The sequence below is a fragment of the Clostridium tertium genome (genome assembly GCF_902652255.1).
Lineage (GTDB): Bacteria > Bacillota > Clostridia > Clostridiales > Clostridiaceae > Clostridium > Clostridium tertium_A.
In genome coordinates this window covers 195,430-213,082 of record NZ_CACRTO010000005.1, presented here as the reverse complement: position 1 = coordinate 213,082, position 17,653 = coordinate 195,430, and the positions used below count along the sequence as shown (strand labels likewise).

The following is a 17,653-nucleotide window of genomic DNA, read 5'->3' as shown; positions in this document are numbered from 1 at the left end:
AATTCTATTTTGTAGTATATTTATATTAGAAAAACTTTTATTAGGAGGAAGGCTATGGAATTAAATAATAAATTAAATGAACTAAAATCATATTTAAATGATTATGAGAAATTAGTACAAGGGTTAAGCTTGATTTATTGGGATATGAGAACTAATATGCCAAGTAAAGCAGGAGAATCAAGATCTAAGGTAGTAGAATATCTATCAGGTGAATCTTTTAAAATGATAACTAATGATAAAGTAGGAGAGTTTATAAAAGATTTAAAACCTGCAATGAATGAAATGACTTTAGTTGATAGAAGAATGGTTGAGGAACTTGAGAGAAACTATAATGAAACTAAGAAAATACCACAAGATAAATACGTAGCGTACGTAGGACTTTGTAGTAACTCAGAATTAGCTTGGGAAAAAGCTAAAGACGCAAATGATTTTGAAATATTTAAACCTTACTTAGAAAAGGTAGTTGAATTCCAAAAGGAATTTATTAATTACTGGGGTTATAAAAATGATAAATATGATACTTTGTTAGATAAGTATGAACTAGGTATTACTACAGAGAAGTTAGATAAGATTTTCTCTGAATTAAGAGATGGAATAATAGAAGTATTAAATAAAGTTAAGGGAAGCAAAAAGCAATTAAACCGTGACTTCTTATATGGTCATTTTGATGCTAATAAACAAAAAGAATTATCTTTGAATATATTAGATAAAATAGGTTTTGATAAGGAAGCAGGAAGATTAGATGTAAGTGTACATCCATTTACAACTAACTTCGGAAATAAGGATGTTAGATTAACTACTAATTACCATGAAGATGAATTTACTTCAGCTTTATTCAGTACAATTCATGAAGGTGGTCATGGGATATATGAACAAAATATTAGTGATGACTTAGAAGGAACAGGATTACAACAAGGAGCTTCTATGGCAATTCACGAATCACAATCAAGATTTTATGAAAATATCTTAGGAAGAAGTAAAGAATTTTGTTCTTATCTTTTACCAGTAGCTAAGGAATATTTTGAAGATTTCAAAAATGTTACTTTAGATGAGTTCTATGAAGCTATGAACTATGTAGAAACATCATTAATAAGAACAGAATCAGATGAATTAACTTATGGACTTCATATTATAATTAGATATGAAATAGAAAAGGAATTAATTAATGGTAGGATATCTGTTAATGAACTTAAAGATTTATGGAATAAGAAGTACAAAGAATATCTAGGTGTAGAACCTAAAAATGATACGGAAGGAATTCTTCAAGATATGCACTGGTCAGATGGATCCTTTGGTTACTTCCCAAGCTATGCTTTAGGAAATCTATATGGAGCTCAAATGTATAATACTTTATTAAAAGAAAAACCTGATGTTATGGAAGAAGTTAAGAATGGAAATCTTACCGAAATAACTAAGTGGTTAAATGAAAAAGTACATGTTCATGGAGCTGTTTATACTCCAGGAGAGCTTATAAAGAATATTACAGGAGAAGAGCTTAATCCTAAATACTTTATAGATTATTTAAAGAATAAGTACTATAAAATTTACGATGTAGAATAATATTTATAGGGGCTGTCGTAATAGACAGCCCTAAATTAATAATTTATTTTATGGAGTTTTATATGGGAAGATATAAAGAAATATATATTAAATACTCAAATTTAGATAAAGAGAAGAAAGAGTTAATTAAGACTTATTCTAAAGAATTTATATATGATAAAAATAATAAAAAAATTCCTTTGGCTCAGTATATTTTAATGTCCAGTAATTATATATATGAAATTAAATCTATTGAAGGATCAGCACATCTATGGACATGGAGTGATTTTAGAAATGAAGCTAAAGGGAAGATATTAAGTTACAAAACAGAGGGGAATGTAATCTTAAGTCAGCTAATGGAATTTGAATATGACTTAGATTTAGAATTACTAAATAAGTATGCTTTGGAGATAGTTAAAAGTTTAAATTGAAAATTGGGGGAGTTTATATGAATGAAACAATAAGTACAATATTAAAAAGGCAATCACTTAGGAGATATGATGAAAGAGATATTTCAAAGGAAGATTTAGACTTGATTTTAAAATCTGCAATGAGAGCACCAACAGCAGGGAATATGATGTGCTATTCGATAATAATAGTAAAGAATAATGAAACAAAAGAAAAGCTTTCTGTAAGCTGTGATAATCAACCTTTTATTAAAACAGCTCCTGTTTTACTAGTGTTTTTAGCTGATTATAGTAAATGGTATAAGTACTATGAAAGTAATAACACCAAAGACTTTATGGCTGAAAAAGGTGAAAATTTTGAAGGCCCTACTGAAGCAAGTCTTATGCTTGCAACTCAAGATGCTTTAATAGCTGCTGAGAATGCTGTAATTGCTGCTGAAAGTTTAGGAATAGGGTCTTGTTATATAGGTGATATTATGGAGAATTACGAATATCATAAAGAACTATTAAATCTACCTAAATATGTGTATCCAGTTACTATGATTACGTTAGGGTATCACCCAGAAGGTTATAATATACCTCTAAAAGAGAGATTTGATGATGAATATGTCATTTTTGAAGAAAAGTATAAAGAACTAGATGAAGATGATATAAAAGAAATGTTCAAGGATAGAGATCAACTATTTGTTTCTAAAAATAAATATAATGCTAATAATTATGCTCAATATCACTATAATATGAAGGTTAAATCAGATTTTTCTAAGGAAATGACTAGATCTGTAAAATTATCCTTAGAAGAATGGAATGGCGGTAAAATTTAATACATAATATATAAATTAGAAAATTCCAATAATATAAGTTAATTGTGCTTCAAAAGTTAAAAGTCCATTAACTTATATTATTGGAATATTTATTTTGACGCATATTCTATAATGTCTTTTAAGGCTTTTTCACCATTCATAGTACCAAAAGTTTTCATATCTAAAGCATCACAAGCGATATTATATGATTCTGTAATTCTTTTAATAGAGGGTACTAAGTATCTTACTTGTGGGCATACTAAAATTAGGTCAATTATTTTGTCTAAATTATAGTCTTTTATAGATGATTCTTTAATGAAACCAGCAGGTCCATAGGCAAGTATGAATTTAAATTTATCCCCATACTCATCAAAGTTGGATATTATGGTCATAATATCATCGACTAAAACATTATCTTCGGTAGAGGATTTTTTTATTTTAGAGCAAAACAAACTAGAAGTTGCTCCTCCTGAACAGCATATATATACTAACAATCAAAATTCCCCCCTTAAAATATATATTATATTAATAATATATAATTTGAACATTATAGTAAATATATGTTTATTGGATAGATGAAAAACTTAAGGAATACTATAATTATTTTCTGGGAAATAATGGAATTATTTTACTTTAGTTATTGGAAATTTAACTATAAATGATTATATTTTAGATAAAATGGGAATACTCTTTATGTAAAGGGGTGACTAAATGAAAAACAGCAAAAAAGTTTTAATAGTAATTTTCGTTATAGCTATTATTTTAGTTAGTGATAAAATACGTGCCTCAGCAAGTACTTTTACAAATTTTTTAGAGAATAATTTAAGTATAGATAATTTAATTGAATATATTAACGATTTAGATATAAGTAAAGAAGAAATTGATGAGGTAGTAGATAAGGGTAGGGAAATTACTGATGATGTAAAAGGAAAAGAAAATATCAAAGACTATAAGATTAGTGAACTTTTAAGAATATATAAAAATGTTACTGCTATGGCTGAAGGTCTAAGATTAGATATAGACTTCAGCTTTAAAAATGGAGATTTTACCTTAAAAGAAAAATCTACTAAAAATCCTATATTTAAAGGAAATATTAGTGGAATAAAATCTTACTTTGAAGCAATTAAAAGCAATACAGATGTACTGACCCTTGAGGTATTCTCCAATATAAATAATACTGAAGTAATAAATAACTTTAAAAATTCAATAGAATCTAAGTTAGAAGATAATAATGCTGAAGAGGAAATAGCCCTTGAAGATGATAATAAGCAAGATTATGACATAGCAAATAATGAGAAGGTATTAACTACTAAAAAGAATAATACAAATGAAAGTTTATCGGCTAATAAGGATAATAGTGGTATAGGTATTTTACCAATTGCTATTTATTTAGGGTGTTTCTTAACTATTATAATTTCTTACATAAAATTTAAAAGATAATACATAATAATGGGGCTGTCTATAAGACAGCCCCATTAATAATCACTAATGAAGTGAATAAATATTGATATAATTTGTGCCAATTTACTAAACAAACTTAGTTTTTGAAAACTCACAAGTGAATTATTTCATTAATTATTCATTATCCATTCTGAATTTTACATGGCTGATAGCATAAATGTTTTATTTATTTATAACTTTAAAGTAGTCTCCCTCAATTATATAATCTGCAATTTTAAATGTATCTTTAAGATGTTGTTCTTCATTTATATCTTTTGGAGTTCCTTTTATTTCCCCATCATTTAATATAACTGCATCTCTATCAGTGTTTACTAAAACTCTTCCCATAGAAGTATTTTCAAAATCTTTTCTTTCAACTCCTAAAAGATATGAAATAGTAGGTAAGAAGTCAGTTTGACCACCAACTTTAGAAATAGTTTGTCCTTTTATATCTTTGTTATATATTATAAAAGGTATTTCCTTAGTATTTTCTTGCCACCAAGTCTCATTTAGTGGTGCATCCTTTATTTGATCTTCATAGAATTTGTGAACACCACCATGATCACCATAAATCATTACAACTGTATTATCTAATTGCCCATTCTTATCTAATTCCTCTAAGAATAACTTTATTGCTTCATCTGTATATCTTATACTTTGGAAGTAACCACCTAACATGTTTTCATCGAGTTCCTTAGGTAAGTCTAAAAGTTTCTTATCATCAGGCATTTCAAAAGGTCCATGACTAGTTAATGTTGCAATAAACGTATAATAAGGTTCTGATTCAGTCTTTAATTTTTCAGATATCTGTCTTAAATATGATTCATCTGATAATCCAGGTCCTATTATTTCATCTTTTTCAAATTCATATAAATCCCATAGTTTATCAGCTTCAAATGCTTTATGTGGTTCTGCCCAGTTCCAGCTACCTGGTAGTTCAGCATGAGTAGATATAGTGTTATATCCTTTATCATTAAGTAACATTTGTAAGCTGTTATAAGAAGTCCATGGATAAGTTGGGAAGGTGCTTACACTTCTTACAGGGAAAATAGATGTATTAACCATTAAGTCACAGTCTGAACTAGTTCCAGAATTATTTTGCTCATATATATTGTCAAAGTATAAACTGTTACTTAGTAATTTATTTAATGTTGGTGTAATTTCTTGACCATACACCTTTTGATTAATAACAAAGTTTTCTAAAGATTCAACTTGGATTGCTATTAAGTTTTTACCTTCTAACTGTCCAAAATAGTCATTGTCAGGCAATTTTTCTTTATTATTGTTAAGCCAAGTTTCTACTTCATTAATATTTTCTTCAGTTAAATCTACATTTTTATTTGCAAAGTAAAATAAATCATAAGCATGATATCCAAGAGGACTCATATCACTAAAGCTTTGGAATGGAGCCCAAGATAATCTTAAAAAGGATTGTCCAGGAATTAAGCCCTTAATATCGATTATATAGTGAGAAAATAAAATTATCCCTAAACTTAATCCAGCAATTACTATAGTTTTAATTATTCTTAAACTTAACTTAGATTCGTCTTTAAAATCTCTAATTCTATCAAACTTAAATAGTATAAAGAACACTACAAAATCAACAAAAAACAGTAAATCTACAGCTCTAAAATTAAATAAGCTTTTCCCTATTGGATTAAAAATCTCAGGGTGTAGTAAGTGTCTTAGAGATAAAAATGTTCCATTTACTCTGTAATACCATATATCTGCAATAAAAAGTAAAGTTATAATAACGTTTAAAATTATTGCAGCTTTTATCTTACCTTTATATTTAAATAAAAACATTATACTAAATATAAACGCTATAATTAGTAAATGTGCCCATATAGCAGGAACTCCAAAATACATAGTTGCCAAATTTATGCTAGAAGAGTTTTCTGTTCTAAGCATAGATAATAACAACATGGATTTCCCTTGTATTATTAAAACCATTACGACATATAGCCAGTTATTAAATAAAAACTTTTTTATAAAATCCTTCATAAAGAAACCTCCAAAAATTAATCCTAAGTTTTATTATATATATGTTTCAATAAATAATCTACATTTTTAAAATTACGTAATTTAAGTGAAAAATACATCTAAAGTAAAATTTAATCAATTGAAAGCATCTATATTAAATATTTAAATAATTCTGCATGAACAAGATTATGTAAAAAAGTAATAAATTAATTACTTGAAAAAACTTGAAATTTAATTGTTTATATAATATAATTGTTTTAAAATTGAATAGTTCTTATTAAGAGCGGTGGAGGGACTGGCCCCATGAAACCCGGCAACCTACATTTATGTATTTATTTGTGTGGTGCTAAATCCTACAGTTAATCTGAAAAATAAGAAAACTAGTGTACAATTAAATAAATTTGTATTTAAGAATTCTTTCTATTTGGAAGAGTTCTTTTTTATTTATAAAAGGGGGATTTAAAATGAATGAAAAGAAATTACAATTTGAAACTATCTCTGTAAGAGGGGCAAGCGGTGGAGATAGTGTTACTGGTGCAATAAGCTATCCTATTTATCAAAGTGCAACCTTTAAACATCCAGAATTAAATAAAAGTACTGGATATGATTATTCAAGAACTAATAACCCAACCAGAGAAGAAGTTGAAAAAACAATCTGCCTTTTAGAAGAAGGTAAAGAGGCTTTAGCATTCTCAACTGGAGTTGCAGCAATTACAGCCTGTTTCCACTTATTTAAACCTGGAGATCACATTATAGTTTCAGAGGATCTTTATGGTGGTACTTTTAGATTATTTAATGATATTTATAATGTATTTGGTATAAAATCTACCTTTGTAGATACGACTAGTATAGATAAAATTAAAGAAGCTGTTACTAGCGATACTAAGGCCATATTTATAGAGACTCCTTCTAATCCATTAATGAGAGTAAGTGATATTTCTGATATAAGCTATCTTTGTAAAAAGTATAAACTGACTTTAATAGTTGATAATACCTTTTTAACTCCATACTTTCAAAAACCTTTATTATTAGGAGCAGATATAGTAATTCATAGTGGCACAAAGTTTTTAGGGGGTCACAATGATGTCTTATCTGGTTTCTTAATAGCAAATAATAAGGATATTATAAGTAGATTAAGGGTAGTTCAAAATTCAACAGGTGCAACTTTATCAGCTTTTGATTCTTGGTTACTTTTAAGAGGATTAAAAACTTTATCTATAAGACTAGATAAATCACAAGAAAATGCTATTATTATTGCAAATTATTTAAAAAGAAATGAAAATATAGAAAAAGTATATTATGTTGGGCTTGAAGACCATGAAGGTTATGATGTAAATATAGTACAATCTACTGGTTATGGATTAATGATTTCATTTAAAGTGAAGAAGACTTCATTAGTTGCTAAGCTACTAAAAAAATTAGAAGTTATTTCTTTTGCAGAAAGTCTTGGTGGAGTTGAAACTCTAATTACTTATCCATATACTCAAACTCATATTGATATGCCTAATGAGCTTAAGGAAAGACTTGGAGTAGATGAAAAATTATTAAGATTATCAGTTGGAATAGAAAATATAAATGATTTATTAGATGATTTAAAGTCAGTATTGGGGGATTAATATGAGATTTGGAACAAAGTTATTACACAGTGAAAAAACTATAGATAAAAATACAGGATCAGTTACATTACCTATTTATCAAAGTTCTACCTTCCATCAATTTGATATAGACAACTTTGGTGAATATGACTATGCGAGATCTGGAAATCCAACTAGAAATTCATTAGAAGAAGAGTTTGCTAGTCTTGAAGGTGGTAAATTTGCTTATGCATTTTCATCTGGAATTGCAGCTATTTCTTCAGTAATAAGCACATTTTCTGCTGGAGATCATTTAGTGGTAGCTGAAGATGTATATGGTGGAACATATAGAGCAGTTACTAAGCTTTTTAATAGGTTTAATATTGAATTTACCTTTGTTGATGCAAGTAAAATTGAAAATATAGAAAAAGCTATTAAAGAGAATACAAAGGCAATTTATCTTGAAACTCCATCTAACCCTTTATTAAAGATAACTGATTTAAAGGAAGCAGTAGATTTAGCTAAGAAGTATGACTTAGTTACTATCGTAGATAATACTTTTATGTCTCCATATCTTCAAAGGCCTTTAGAATTAGGAATAGATATAGTTGTTCATAGTGCTACTAAATTTATTGGAGGACATAGTGATGTAATAGCAGGATTTGCAGTTACTAATAATAGGGTATTATCTGATGAAATATATAGAATCCAAAATGGTTTTGGTGCTATTTTATCACCTCAAGATTGCTACTTAGTATCTAGAGGTCTAAAAACATTAAAAGTAAGGATGAATCAATCTCAAAAAAATGCTTTAGAGCTTTCAAAGTGGCTTTTAGAACAAGATTTAGTAGAAGAAGTATATTATCCTGGTATTGAATCACATCAAGATTATGAAATTCATAAAAAGCAATCCTTTGGGCCAGGTGCTGTTTTATCCTTTAAATTTAAAAATATAGAGCAAACTAAGTATTTTTTAAATAATGTTGAAAATGTAGTAGTGGCTGTAAGTTTAGGAGCTGTAGAAACTATAGTATCATATCCAGTTAAAATGAGTCATGCAGCTATTCCTAGAGAAGAAAGACAAAGACTTGGTATTACTGACACATTAATTAGAGTTTCTTTAGGTATAGAAGATATTGAAGATATTATTGAAGGATTCAAAAAGGGATTTCTAAACAACTATAGTAATTAAATTAATAATATAAGGGCTGATTGATGTCAGTCCTTAATTTTTATTTATGAATTTTATTATATAATCAAATTCTCTTCTTTTTTCATTTGAGATTCTTTATTTCGATGGAAGAAAGCTAACAAGCAATATTAATTAAAAATGTCTGTATAAAGAATACTAATATCAACTAATAATTCAGTTGGAGCCTCTTCTTAATATTCCCCTATAGCACAGTTAAGTAACTAGAATTATATATTAGATATTTTGTTGTTCTTTCCATGGTTCTATAGCAATTGAGCTTTGTGGTGAGCTATCACTATTTAATATGAAAATTAATTTATTTATATATAAACATTGACAATAAAAGTTAAAAGATATAATATTAAGGTTAATAAATTAATTGTATAAAATTAAATTTAGTGAATACATTATGTAGGTGATAAAATGTCAGGGTATGATAATTTGAAGTTAGATAATCAAATTTGTTTTTCTCTTTATGCTGTATCTAGAGAAATAATTAAATTATATAAGCCAATATTAGATGAGTTAAATCTAACATATACTCAATATCTAGTAATGCTTGTATTATGGGAAGAAAATAAAGCTACAGTGAAGCATCTTGGTTCTAGATTACATTTAGATTCAGGAACATTAACACCTCTTCTTAAAAAACTTGAATCTATGGAGCTTATAGAAAAATATAGATCAAAGGAAGATGATAGGGTAGTTTTTGCTGAATTAACTGATAAAGGTAGAGGTCTACAAGAAAAATCAAAAGATGTTCCACAAAAAGTTCTATGTAATATGAAGTTTAAAGAAGAGAAGATAAAGAAAATTAAAGAAGGAATAGATGAATTGTTATTTAGTTTAACATAGTAATTGAATTTTGAGCTGTACCAGTATTTATTAATCAATATTGGTACAGCTACTTTTATTTTGAATTAGTATTTATATTCTTGAGAATACATAAATTATAATTAATATAGAAATTGATATTGCAGAAAAATACATACTAGAGTACTATATTAATTGTTTATTAAAGGTACGGAGTGAGATATATGGAAGAAAGATTACAAAAATATATGGCTAGATGTGGAGTTGCATCTAGAAGAAAATGTGAAGAAATAATACAAAGCGGAGAAGTAAAAGTAAATAATAATTTAGTTACTGAGCTTGGTGTTAAAATAAATCCAGAAAAAGACGTCGTAACATATAAAGGTAATATAATAAAGCCTGAAGAAAAGAAACTGTATATAATGCTTAATAAACCAGAAGGATATATAACTTCAGTTAAAGATGAAAAAGGAAGAAAAACTATATTAGATATAGTTAAAGTTGAAGAAAGAATTTATCCTATAGGTAGACTAGATTATGATAGTTCAGGATTGATATTACTTACAAATGATGGAGAGATATATAATAAAATAATTCATCCAAGAGTTAAGGTTGGGAAAAAATATATTGCCACTTGTAAAGGTGAATTTACTGAAGAGGAACTTAAGAGGTTTGAAAGTGGAATAGATATAGGTGGATATATTACTGCCGATGCTAAAATTACTTTATTAGATATAGAAAAGAAAAGTAAATCTACTAACTCGGTAGTAGAAATAATAATTCATGAAGGTAAGAATAGACAAATAAGAAGAATGTGTGAAGCATTAGGTCATGAAGTATTGTCTCTAAAAAGAGTTGAAGTAGGTAATATTAAGCTTGGATATCTAAAAAAGGGTGAATGGAGAAATCTAAGAGAAGAAGAAATCAATTATATAAATTCTTTATAGAAAATTTTGAGGTAATTATGTATAGATATGTTGGAAATATAAGTGATTTATCACATGACATAATAAAAAACTATGTATTAAATAAAGATGTAGCAATTGATGCTACTCTAGGTAATGGGTACGATGCGGATTTTTTATCTAAGAATTTTTCGAAAGTATACGCTTTTGATATTCAAGAGGAACCATGTATATGTTATAGAGAGAAAAATGTAGAGAATGTTGAGGTAATTAATGACTCACATCATTTATTTGATAAATATGTTAACTCAAATGTAGATTGTATAATGTATAACTTAGGATTTCTACCTGGTGGAGATAAAAATATAACTACTGAGCATACAACATCTCTTGAAAGTATAAGAATAGGACTTGAATTATTAAACAGTGGAGGAATAATGACTATTTGCATTTATAGAGGTCATAATGAAGGTAAAATAGAAGAAACTTGCATTTTAAAGTATTTAAAAAATCTCCCTAAAAACAAATATGGAGTTATGGTTCAATCCTATTTAAACAGGCAAGAAATCTCACCTATGCTAGTAATTGTAGAGAAAAAATAAAATTGACAACCTATAAATATGATACAAGTTTTTATTCATTTTTTATATAAAAATGAAATAATTATTGATGGTTTATTCAATAAATGATAGTATAATAGTATAAGTTGTTAAGTTTAAGTGAAAAGAAGGGATATGAATGGATAACAATCTTAATGATAACTCAAAAGATTTAATGCGAATAATACAATCAAAATTCCCAAGATTGAGCAAAGGACAAAAATTAATTGCTGAGTATATTTTAAAAAGCTATGATAAAGCAGCTTTTATGACTGCAGCTAAGCTTGGTGTATCAGTTGGAGTTTCAGAATCTACTGTAGTAAGATTTGCAAATGAACTTGGCTTTTCTGGATACCCAAAGCTTCAAAAAGCACTTCAAGAATTAATTAAAAATAAACTTACAACAGTTCAAAGATTAGAATTATCAAATGATTATGTAAGTGAAGGATATGCACTTAAAGGAGTTCTTAAAGCTGATATAGAGAATATAAGAGCTACCCTAGAAAAGATTAATTATAATACCTTTGAAGATGTTGTTAATAAGATATTTGAAGCAAAAAGAATATATATAATTGGACTTAGAAGCTCAACAGCATTGGCAGAATTTTTAGGATTTTATTTAAACATAATATTACAAAATGTTAAAACAGTTGGTTATGGAATTTCTGATATCTTCGAGCAAATGATAAATCTTGAAGAAGGAGATCTTGTTATAGGAATTGGATTTCCAAGATATGCTTCAAGAACTATTGATGCATTAGCTTTTGCGCAAGATAGAGGAGCTGATGTAGTAGCAATTACTGATAGTCTTTTATCACCACTTGCATCAAAGGCTGATTACTCATTAATTGCCCATAGTAATATGGCTTCCTTTGTTGATTCTTTAGTTGCACCTTTATCAGTTATTAATGCATTAATAATTGCAGTAGGAATGAGAGAAAAACAAAGCATAGCAAATACATTTAATAGTCTTGAATCAATTTGGAAAGAATACAATGTATATTCTTATAATAATAGAAATGTTGGAGAAGATTAGTAAGTGAATAATATTTCTTAGTTATAGCTTGTGTATAAGATAAAGAAATTTTAATTTTACATAAAAGTATTTAATAAATAGATGTATCAATATTTAATTAATAGTTTGATACATCTATTTTTATACGTAAATACATATTTATATGTTTTTAAAATTATACTATTTATAGTTTATATCGTAATACACAGGTATTATAATAAATTACTAGCTTTTAATTAATATAAGTTACTTCACTTTGTTTTTATAAAGGAGATTTTACTTATATTATTTAGAGCTTATTTTTGTATAATAAAAGTTGTAATTAGAGACTTTAAATGATATATTAATTTAAGAAAAAATAATGCATTGGAGGATTAATATGAAAAAAGTAATAGTAATAGGAGCAGGACCAGCAGGAATGATGGCAGCTATTACAGCAGCTAAAAGTGGAAATAAAGTTATTTTACTTGAAGGAAATGATAAAGTTGGTAAAAAGCTTTTTATTACTGGTAAAGGACGATGTAACGTAACTAATAGCAAAGATATTTCAGAATTCTTTGATTATATACCAGGTAATCCTCATTTTTTATATAGTGCATTATACTCTTATACTAATGAAGATACTATAAATTTTTTTGAATCACAAGGAATAAGGCTTAAATCTGAAAGAGGAGGTAGGGTTTTCCCAAACTCTGATAAATCTTCTGATATAATTAAGGGACTTTTAAAAGAATTAAATAATAATAACGTAGATATTAAATTAAACTCAAAAGTTACTGATATTATTTATAACAATCTAAATATAGAAGGTGTTAAAATAAATAATAAATATATTTTATCTGCAGATAATTATATAATTGCTACTGGGGGAGTATCATATCCTTTAACAGGTTCTACTGGAGATGGATTAAAGTTTTCTAAAAAAATTGGACATAATATTACTAATCTTAAAGGATCATTAGTTCCTATTGAATTAGAGAATAATTGGATTAAAGAAGTCATGGGACTAACTCTTAGAAATATAGGGATTTCATTATATGAAGAGGATAAGAAAAAGCCTTTATATAAAGATCAAGGAGAAATATTATTTACTAGCTATGGTATTTCTGGTCCTATAAGCCTAAAAGCATCTAGATTTGTTGATGATAATTCAAGATATCATATACTTCTAGATTTAAAACCAGCTTTAACTTTTGAAGAATTAGATTTAAGAGTTCAAAAGGATTTTAAGAAATATATTAATAAAGAATTTAAAAACTCTTTAGATGACTTATTTCCTAAAAAACTTATTCCGATAATAATAAATTTATCTAATATTAACGAAAATAAAAAAGTTAATGAAATCACTAAAGAAGAGAGAAAAGCATTAGTTAATTTAATTAAAGGTATTAAATTAAAACTAAGAAAATTAAGACCAATAGAGGAAGCAATAGTAACTTCAGGTGGAGTAGATACATTGGAAATAGATTCTTCTACAATGAAATCAAAGTTAATCAATAACCTTTCTTTTGCAGGAGAAGTTATTGATGTAGATGCCTATACAGGAGGGTATAATGTACAAATTGCGTTATCTACAGGTTATTTAGCAGGAAGTAATATTTAAAATTACTTGTTAATAATTAATAATAATATTATAATTTATATGAAATGTTTTTCATATATGAAAGGTGGAGTACTATTTTGAGATTATCAGTTGCTATAGATGGACCAGCGGGGGCAGGGAAAAGTACAATAGCTAAATTAGTTGCAAAGGAATTTGATTTAATGTATATCAATACTGGAGCAATGTATAGAGCTGTAGCTTTAAAAGCTGAAGAAAATAATATAGGGGACAAAGATATTGAAGCTTTATGCAATTTAATTAGTACTTTTGATATGAAATTTGAAAATGATGATTTAATTTTAAATGGGGAAAATATTCAAGATAAAATTACTATGCCTGAAATTAGTAAGATAGTATCTAAATATGCTTCTATTAAAGAAGTAAGAGCTATCTTAGTAAATTTACAAAGAGAAATGTCAAATAAATTTGATGTTATAATGGATGGCAGAGATATTGGAACAGTGGTATTAAAGGATTCTAAGTTTAAGTTTTTCTTAACAGCAACTCCAGAGGCTAGAGCTGAAAGAAGATATAAGGAATTAACAAATAGGGGATTAGAAGTAGATTATTCTACAATACTTGAAGATATTATTAAAAGAGACTATATAGATAGTAATAGAGAAGTAGATCCTCTAAAAAAAGCTGATGATGCAATAGAGATTGACACAACTAAGCTTTCTATCAATGAAGTAGTTAAAGAGATATCTTTAAATATTAAAAAGAATCTAAGTGTACTATAGTCTATAAATTAGATTTTATAATATACTTAAAGTATAATATGTAATTAAAAGCTTAGGAGAATTGATATGAGTAAAGTTTTATTAGCAGAAAATGCAGGTTTTTGCTTTGGTGTTCAAAGAGCAGTTGAAGAAGCATTAAAGGTAAAAAAGAAATATGATAAGAAAATATATACCTTAGGACCACTAATACATAATAATGATGTAGTTATGTATTTAGAGGAAAATGATATTTACGCTATAGATTATAGTGAAATAAATAAATTAAATGAAGGCGATGTTATTGTAATTAGATCTCATGGAGTATCTAAAGAAGTTTCAGAAAGCCTAGAAGAACAAGGACTTATTGTGGTTAATGCTACTTGTCCATATGTAACAAACATTCACAAAAAAGTTAATAAATACTCTGATTTAGGGTATAATATTGTTATACTTGGAGATGATAAACATCCAGAGGTAATAGGAATAAACGGATGGTGTAATGATAGTGCCATAATAACTAAAGATGGAAACTTTGATGAAAAACTACCTAAAAAGATATGTGTTGTATCTCAAACTACAGAGAAAGAAGAAACTTGGAAAAAAACAGTAAGTAATTTATCTTCTAAATCCAAAGAGTTATTAGCCTTTAACACTATTTGTTCTGCTACAGAAGTAAGACAAAAAAGTGCTAATGAGTTATCAAGAGTTGTTGATACGATGATAGTAATTGGAGGAAGAAATAGTTCTAATACAACTAAGTTGTATCAAATATCAAAGTCAAATTGTCCAAACACAATCCATATTGAAAATGCTAAGGAACTTAGCAATGAATTCATTGAAACTAATAAGGATAAGACTGTTGGGATTACTGCCGGTGCATCTACTCCTGACTGGATTATAAAAGAAGTAATTGATATTATGGAGGGGAAAAATTAACATGGAAGATCAATTAAAGCTAATGGAAGAAATGGATAGAAGATTTAGAATTGGTGATGAAATCAATGGAGAAGTACTATCTATAGGAAGAGATGAAGTTGTAGTATCATTATCAGGATATAAACTTGACGGAGTAATACCTTTTAAAGAACTAACTTCTGAAGAAAATTTATCTTCATATTTAGAAACAATTAAAGTTGGAGATGAAATTATAGCTAAGGTTATTAAACTTAGAAATGAAGATGGAAATGTAGTTCTTTCTAGACTTGAATATGAAAAGAAATCAACTTTAAAAGACTTAGAAGAAAAGTTTAATAACAAGGAAACCTTCACTATAAAGATTAAAGATACTATAGAAAAAGGTTTAATTGGATACTATAAAGGAGTAAGAATCTTCGTACCTTCTTCTCAAGTAGATATAAGATATGCTAAAGATAGAAGTAATTTAAAAGGTACTGAGCTTGAAGTAAGATTAATAGATTTTTCTATTGAAAATCCTTCTAAGATCGTTGCTTCTAAGAGAGTGATATTAGAAGAAGCTAAAAAAGCAATTGAAGATGCTGCATGGGAAAATATTAAGGTTGGCGAAGTAGTAAAGGCTGAAGTTAAGAGGTTTACTGACTTTGGTGCTTTTGCAGATATTAATGGAGTAGATGGATTAATTCATTTATCTCAAATATCTTGGAGTCATGTAAAAAATGCTGAAAGTGTATTAAATAAAGGCGATATTATTGATGTTAAGATCATTGAAGCTGATAGAGCTAATAACAGAATTTCTTTAAGTATTAAAGCATTAACTCCAGAACCATGGAGCAATATTGAAGAAAAATATCCAGAAGGTTCAGCTGTATTAGGTAAGGTTGTTAGAATAAGTGACTTTGGTGCCTTTGTAGAATTAGAACCAGGAGTTGATGGATTAGTTCATATTTCTAAAATATCAAATGAAAGAATTAATAATCCTGCTGATGTTCTAAATATAGGTGATGAAGTTAAAGCTATGATTCTTTCTGTAGATGCAGAAAATAAGAAAATTGCTTTAAGTATAAGAGACGCTAAGTAATATATTTTACAAGACACACATAAATTGTTATGTGTGTCTTATTTATTTAGGTCTTAATATTGACCTTTATAATATATAAGAATTATACTTATTATATATATAAGAAGGGGTTTTGAGAATGCTTGAGAAATTGACTTTACACAATATGGATAGTTTCAGGAAAATATATTATAAGAACTTTCAAGAAATTAATTATAATAAAGACTTCTTTAAATCCTATGAAAATCAAAACTTTTTAATTAAATTTTTATATAGAAAATTTATAAGGTTAATTAAAGTAAATGATAAGTATGTAGGATATATTTGGTATGAAGGTACTTCAAGTAAATATACAAAGGTTTGGGCTTTATTTGTGGATTTTAAGTATATGGGTTTACTTAAAAAAAGCATATTAAGCTATTTTGATAATTATATACTTTCATATGAGGCCTTAGATACACTTCAAAATTCTCTGATTTTAGAGGCACTTGGCTTTGAGAAGAAAAAATACACTTTATTATTAAAACTAAATATAAATACTTATGAAGATAAAAAAGAAGAATACCTAAAAGAAGCTATATTTAAGCTAAGGATAAAAGAACATATTAATTTTTATACTAGGAAAATGGTTAATGGTAAAGATGAAACATTGAGATGCGACATCCAGAATGATATTTTTGAGCAATGGAATAGGCTTCCTTTAACTACTGAAGATATTTATGCTGATATGGCACAAGATTATTACATCAATGATTTATGCATATTTGCTATACTAAATAATGAGTATATAGGCTATGGTCAAATTATATATAATAGATCAATGTTTACTATAGTTAATTTTGGGATAACAAGCAAATATAGAGGACTTGGTCTTGGAAAAGTATTTCTTAATGATATAATAAAGTATGCTAAGGATTATGGGATAGATGATTTATATATAAGAGTTGATTCTAGCAATGTAAAAGCTATAAATTTATACAGAAAAATAGGTTTTAGAGATGAGAATAAGATATTAATATGGGAAAGAGAATAGAAAGAATAATTATATAATAGTAATTTTATTTAAAGTATTTAAAATTACTATTATTT

At 27.2% G+C, this 17,653-nt stretch carries 15 protein-coding genes, 1 pseudogene and 1 riboswitch; of the genes and pseudogenes, 14 read left to right on the top strand and 2 right to left on the bottom strand.

Translation table 11 applies throughout. The annotated features are described in order from the left end of the window. Nucleotides 1-54 precede the first annotated feature (54 nt). From GPX08_RS00910 to GPX08_RS00900, 3 genes are all read left to right on the top strand, one after another. Nucleotides 55-1,560, top strand: coding sequence for a carboxypeptidase M32 (locus GPX08_RS00910; protein WP_156624480.1), 1,506 nt, complete (start codon nucleotides 55-57; stop codon nucleotides 1,558-1,560). Nucleotides 1,561-1,622: 62 nt separating this feature from the next. Further along, a complete protein-coding gene (locus tag GPX08_RS00905) occupies nucleotides 1,623-1,970 on the top strand; it encodes a hypothetical protein (protein WP_156624478.1) in 348 nt (115 codons plus the stop codon). A gap of 17 nt (nucleotides 1,971-1,987) precedes the next feature. Continuing rightward, a complete protein-coding gene (locus GPX08_RS00900; protein WP_156624476.1) occupies nucleotides 1,988-2,767 on the top strand; it encodes a nitroreductase in 780 nt (259 codons plus the stop codon). A gap of 89 nt (nucleotides 2,768-2,856) precedes the next feature. Here GPX08_RS00900 and GPX08_RS00895 read toward each other — a convergent pair whose 3' ends face one another. Beyond that, the gene (locus GPX08_RS00895; RefSeq protein WP_156624475.1) at nucleotides 2,857-3,240 is read right to left on the bottom strand and encodes a PTS beta-glucoside transporter subunit IIB; all 384 of its coding nucleotides are present in this window, start codon (nucleotides 3,238-3,240) and stop codon (nucleotides 2,857-2,859) included. Between the two features lie 217 nt (nucleotides 3,241-3,457). On the opposite strand from GPX08_RS00895, the gene GPX08_RS00890 reads away from it, so the two are divergent. Further along, on the top strand, nucleotides 3,458-4,186 hold the full coding sequence (locus GPX08_RS00890; protein ID WP_156624473.1) for a hypothetical protein: 729 nt from the start codon (nucleotides 3,458-3,460) through the stop codon (nucleotides 4,184-4,186). A 183-nt stretch (nucleotides 4,187-4,369) separates the two neighbouring features. On the opposite strand, the gene GPX08_RS00885 is transcribed toward GPX08_RS00890, so the two are convergent. Next, nucleotides 4,370-6,190 carry a sulfatase-like hydrolase/transferase gene (locus GPX08_RS00885; RefSeq protein ID WP_156624471.1) on the bottom strand — a complete coding sequence of 607 codons (1,821 nt, stop codon included), beginning with the start codon at nucleotides 6,188-6,190 and terminating at the stop codon, nucleotides 4,370-4,372. A gap of 250 nt (nucleotides 6,191-6,440) precedes the next feature. Next, a riboswitch (SAM riboswitch) is annotated at nucleotides 6,441-6,547 on the top strand. A gap of 86 nt (nucleotides 6,548-6,633) precedes the next feature. Here GPX08_RS00885 and GPX08_RS00880 point away from each other — a divergent pair. The 10 genes and pseudogenes from GPX08_RS00880 (at nucleotide 6,634) to GPX08_RS00835 (ending at nucleotide 17,597) form a co-directional block, all read left to right on the top strand. Then, nucleotides 6,634-7,785 carry an aminotransferase class I/II-fold pyridoxal phosphate-dependent enzyme gene (locus tag GPX08_RS00880; RefSeq protein WP_156624469.1) on the top strand — a complete coding sequence of 384 codons (1,152 nt, stop codon included), beginning with the start codon at nucleotides 6,634-6,636 and terminating at the stop codon, nucleotides 7,783-7,785. 1 nt (nucleotide 7,786) lies between these two features. Beyond that, a complete protein-coding gene (locus GPX08_RS00875; RefSeq protein WP_156624467.1) occupies nucleotides 7,787-8,935 on the top strand; it encodes an aminotransferase class I/II-fold pyridoxal phosphate-dependent enzyme in 1,149 nt (382 codons plus the stop codon). 423 nt (nucleotides 8,936-9,358) lie between these two features. Next, nucleotides 9,359-9,790 carry a MarR family transcriptional regulator gene (locus GPX08_RS00870; protein WP_156624465.1) on the top strand — a complete coding sequence of 144 codons (432 nt, stop codon included), beginning with the start codon at nucleotides 9,359-9,361 and terminating at the stop codon, nucleotides 9,788-9,790. 182 nt (nucleotides 9,791-9,972) lie between these two features. After that, the gene (locus GPX08_RS00865; RefSeq protein ID WP_156624463.1) at nucleotides 9,973-10,695 is read left to right on the top strand and encodes a pseudouridine synthase; all 723 of its coding nucleotides are present in this window, start codon (nucleotides 9,973-9,975) and stop codon (nucleotides 10,693-10,695) included. A 17-nt stretch (nucleotides 10,696-10,712) separates the two neighbouring features. Next, nucleotides 10,713-11,255 (top strand): rRNA methylase, encoded by a 543-nt coding sequence (locus GPX08_RS00860; protein WP_156624995.1) that lies wholly within the window; start codon nucleotides 10,713-10,715, stop codon nucleotides 11,253-11,255. Between the two features lie 136 nt (nucleotides 11,256-11,391). Continuing rightward, nucleotides 11,392-12,288 (top strand): SIS domain-containing protein, encoded by an 897-nt coding sequence (locus GPX08_RS00855; protein ID WP_156624461.1) that lies wholly within the window; start codon nucleotides 11,392-11,394, stop codon nucleotides 12,286-12,288. 358 nt (nucleotides 12,289-12,646) lie between these two features. Further along, the gene (locus GPX08_RS00850; protein ID WP_156624459.1) at nucleotides 12,647-13,870 is read left to right on the top strand and encodes an aminoacetone oxidase family FAD-binding enzyme; all 1,224 of its coding nucleotides are present in this window, start codon (nucleotides 12,647-12,649) and stop codon (nucleotides 13,868-13,870) included. Between the two features lie 77 nt (nucleotides 13,871-13,947). Further along, on the top strand, nucleotides 13,948-14,610 hold the full coding sequence (locus GPX08_RS00845; protein ID WP_156624457.1) for a (d)CMP kinase: 663 nt from the start codon (nucleotides 13,948-13,950) through the stop codon (nucleotides 14,608-14,610). Between the two features lie 66 nt (nucleotides 14,611-14,676). Then, a pseudogene (locus tag GPX08_RS00840) lies at nucleotides 14,677-16,585 on the top strand (bifunctional 4-hydroxy-3-methylbut-2-enyl diphosphate reductase/30S ribosomal protein S1). A 118-nt stretch (nucleotides 16,586-16,703) separates the two neighbouring features. Next, nucleotides 16,704-17,597: a GNAT family N-acetyltransferase gene (locus tag GPX08_RS00835; RefSeq protein ID WP_156624455.1), complete on the top strand. Its 894-nt coding sequence runs from the start codon at nucleotides 16,704-16,706 to the stop codon at nucleotides 17,595-17,597. The last annotated feature ends 56 nt before the right edge of the window (nucleotides 17,598-17,653 follow it).

What these genes read in the sequence shown, in the direction of transcription:
- GPX08_RS00910 (WP_156624480.1), top strand. Translation starts at nt 55, where the DNA reads ATGGAATTAAATAATAAATTAAATGAACTAAAATCATATTTAAATGAT.
- GPX08_RS00835 (WP_156624455.1), top strand. Translation starts at nt 16,704, where the DNA reads ATGCTTGAGAAATTGACTTTACACAATATGGATAGTTTCAGGAAAATA.
- GPX08_RS00900 (WP_156624476.1), top strand. Translation starts at nt 1,988, where the DNA reads ATGAATGAAACAATAAGTACAATATTAAAAAGGCAATCACTTAGGAGA.
- GPX08_RS00850 (WP_156624459.1), top strand. Translation starts at nt 12,647, where the DNA reads ATGAAAAAAGTAATAGTAATAGGAGCAGGACCAGCAGGAATGATGGCA.
- GPX08_RS00865 (WP_156624463.1), top strand. Translation starts at nt 9,973, where the DNA reads ATGGAAGAAAGATTACAAAAATATATGGCTAGATGTGGAGTTGCATCT.
- GPX08_RS00905 (WP_156624478.1), top strand. Translation starts at nt 1,623, where the DNA reads ATGGGAAGATATAAAGAAATATATATTAAATACTCAAATTTAGATAAA.
- GPX08_RS00875 (WP_156624467.1), top strand. Translation starts at nt 7,787, where the DNA reads ATGAGATTTGGAACAAAGTTATTACACAGTGAAAAAACTATAGATAAA.
- GPX08_RS00860 (WP_156624995.1), top strand. Translation starts at nt 10,713, where the DNA reads ATGTATAGATATGTTGGAAATATAAGTGATTTATCACATGACATAATA.
- GPX08_RS00890 (WP_156624473.1), top strand. Translation starts at nt 3,458, where the DNA reads ATGAAAAACAGCAAAAAAGTTTTAATAGTAATTTTCGTTATAGCTATT.
- GPX08_RS00870 (WP_156624465.1), top strand. Translation starts at nt 9,359, where the DNA reads ATGTCAGGGTATGATAATTTGAAGTTAGATAATCAAATTTGTTTTTCT.
- GPX08_RS00855 (WP_156624461.1), top strand. Translation starts at nt 11,392, where the DNA reads ATGGATAACAATCTTAATGATAACTCAAAAGATTTAATGCGAATAATA.
- GPX08_RS00880 (WP_156624469.1), top strand. Translation starts at nt 6,634, where the DNA reads ATGAATGAAAAGAAATTACAATTTGAAACTATCTCTGTAAGAGGGGCA.
- GPX08_RS00885 (WP_156624471.1), bottom strand. Translation starts at nt 6,190, where the DNA reads ATGAAGGATTTTATAAAAAAGTTTTTATTTAATAACTGGCTATATGTC.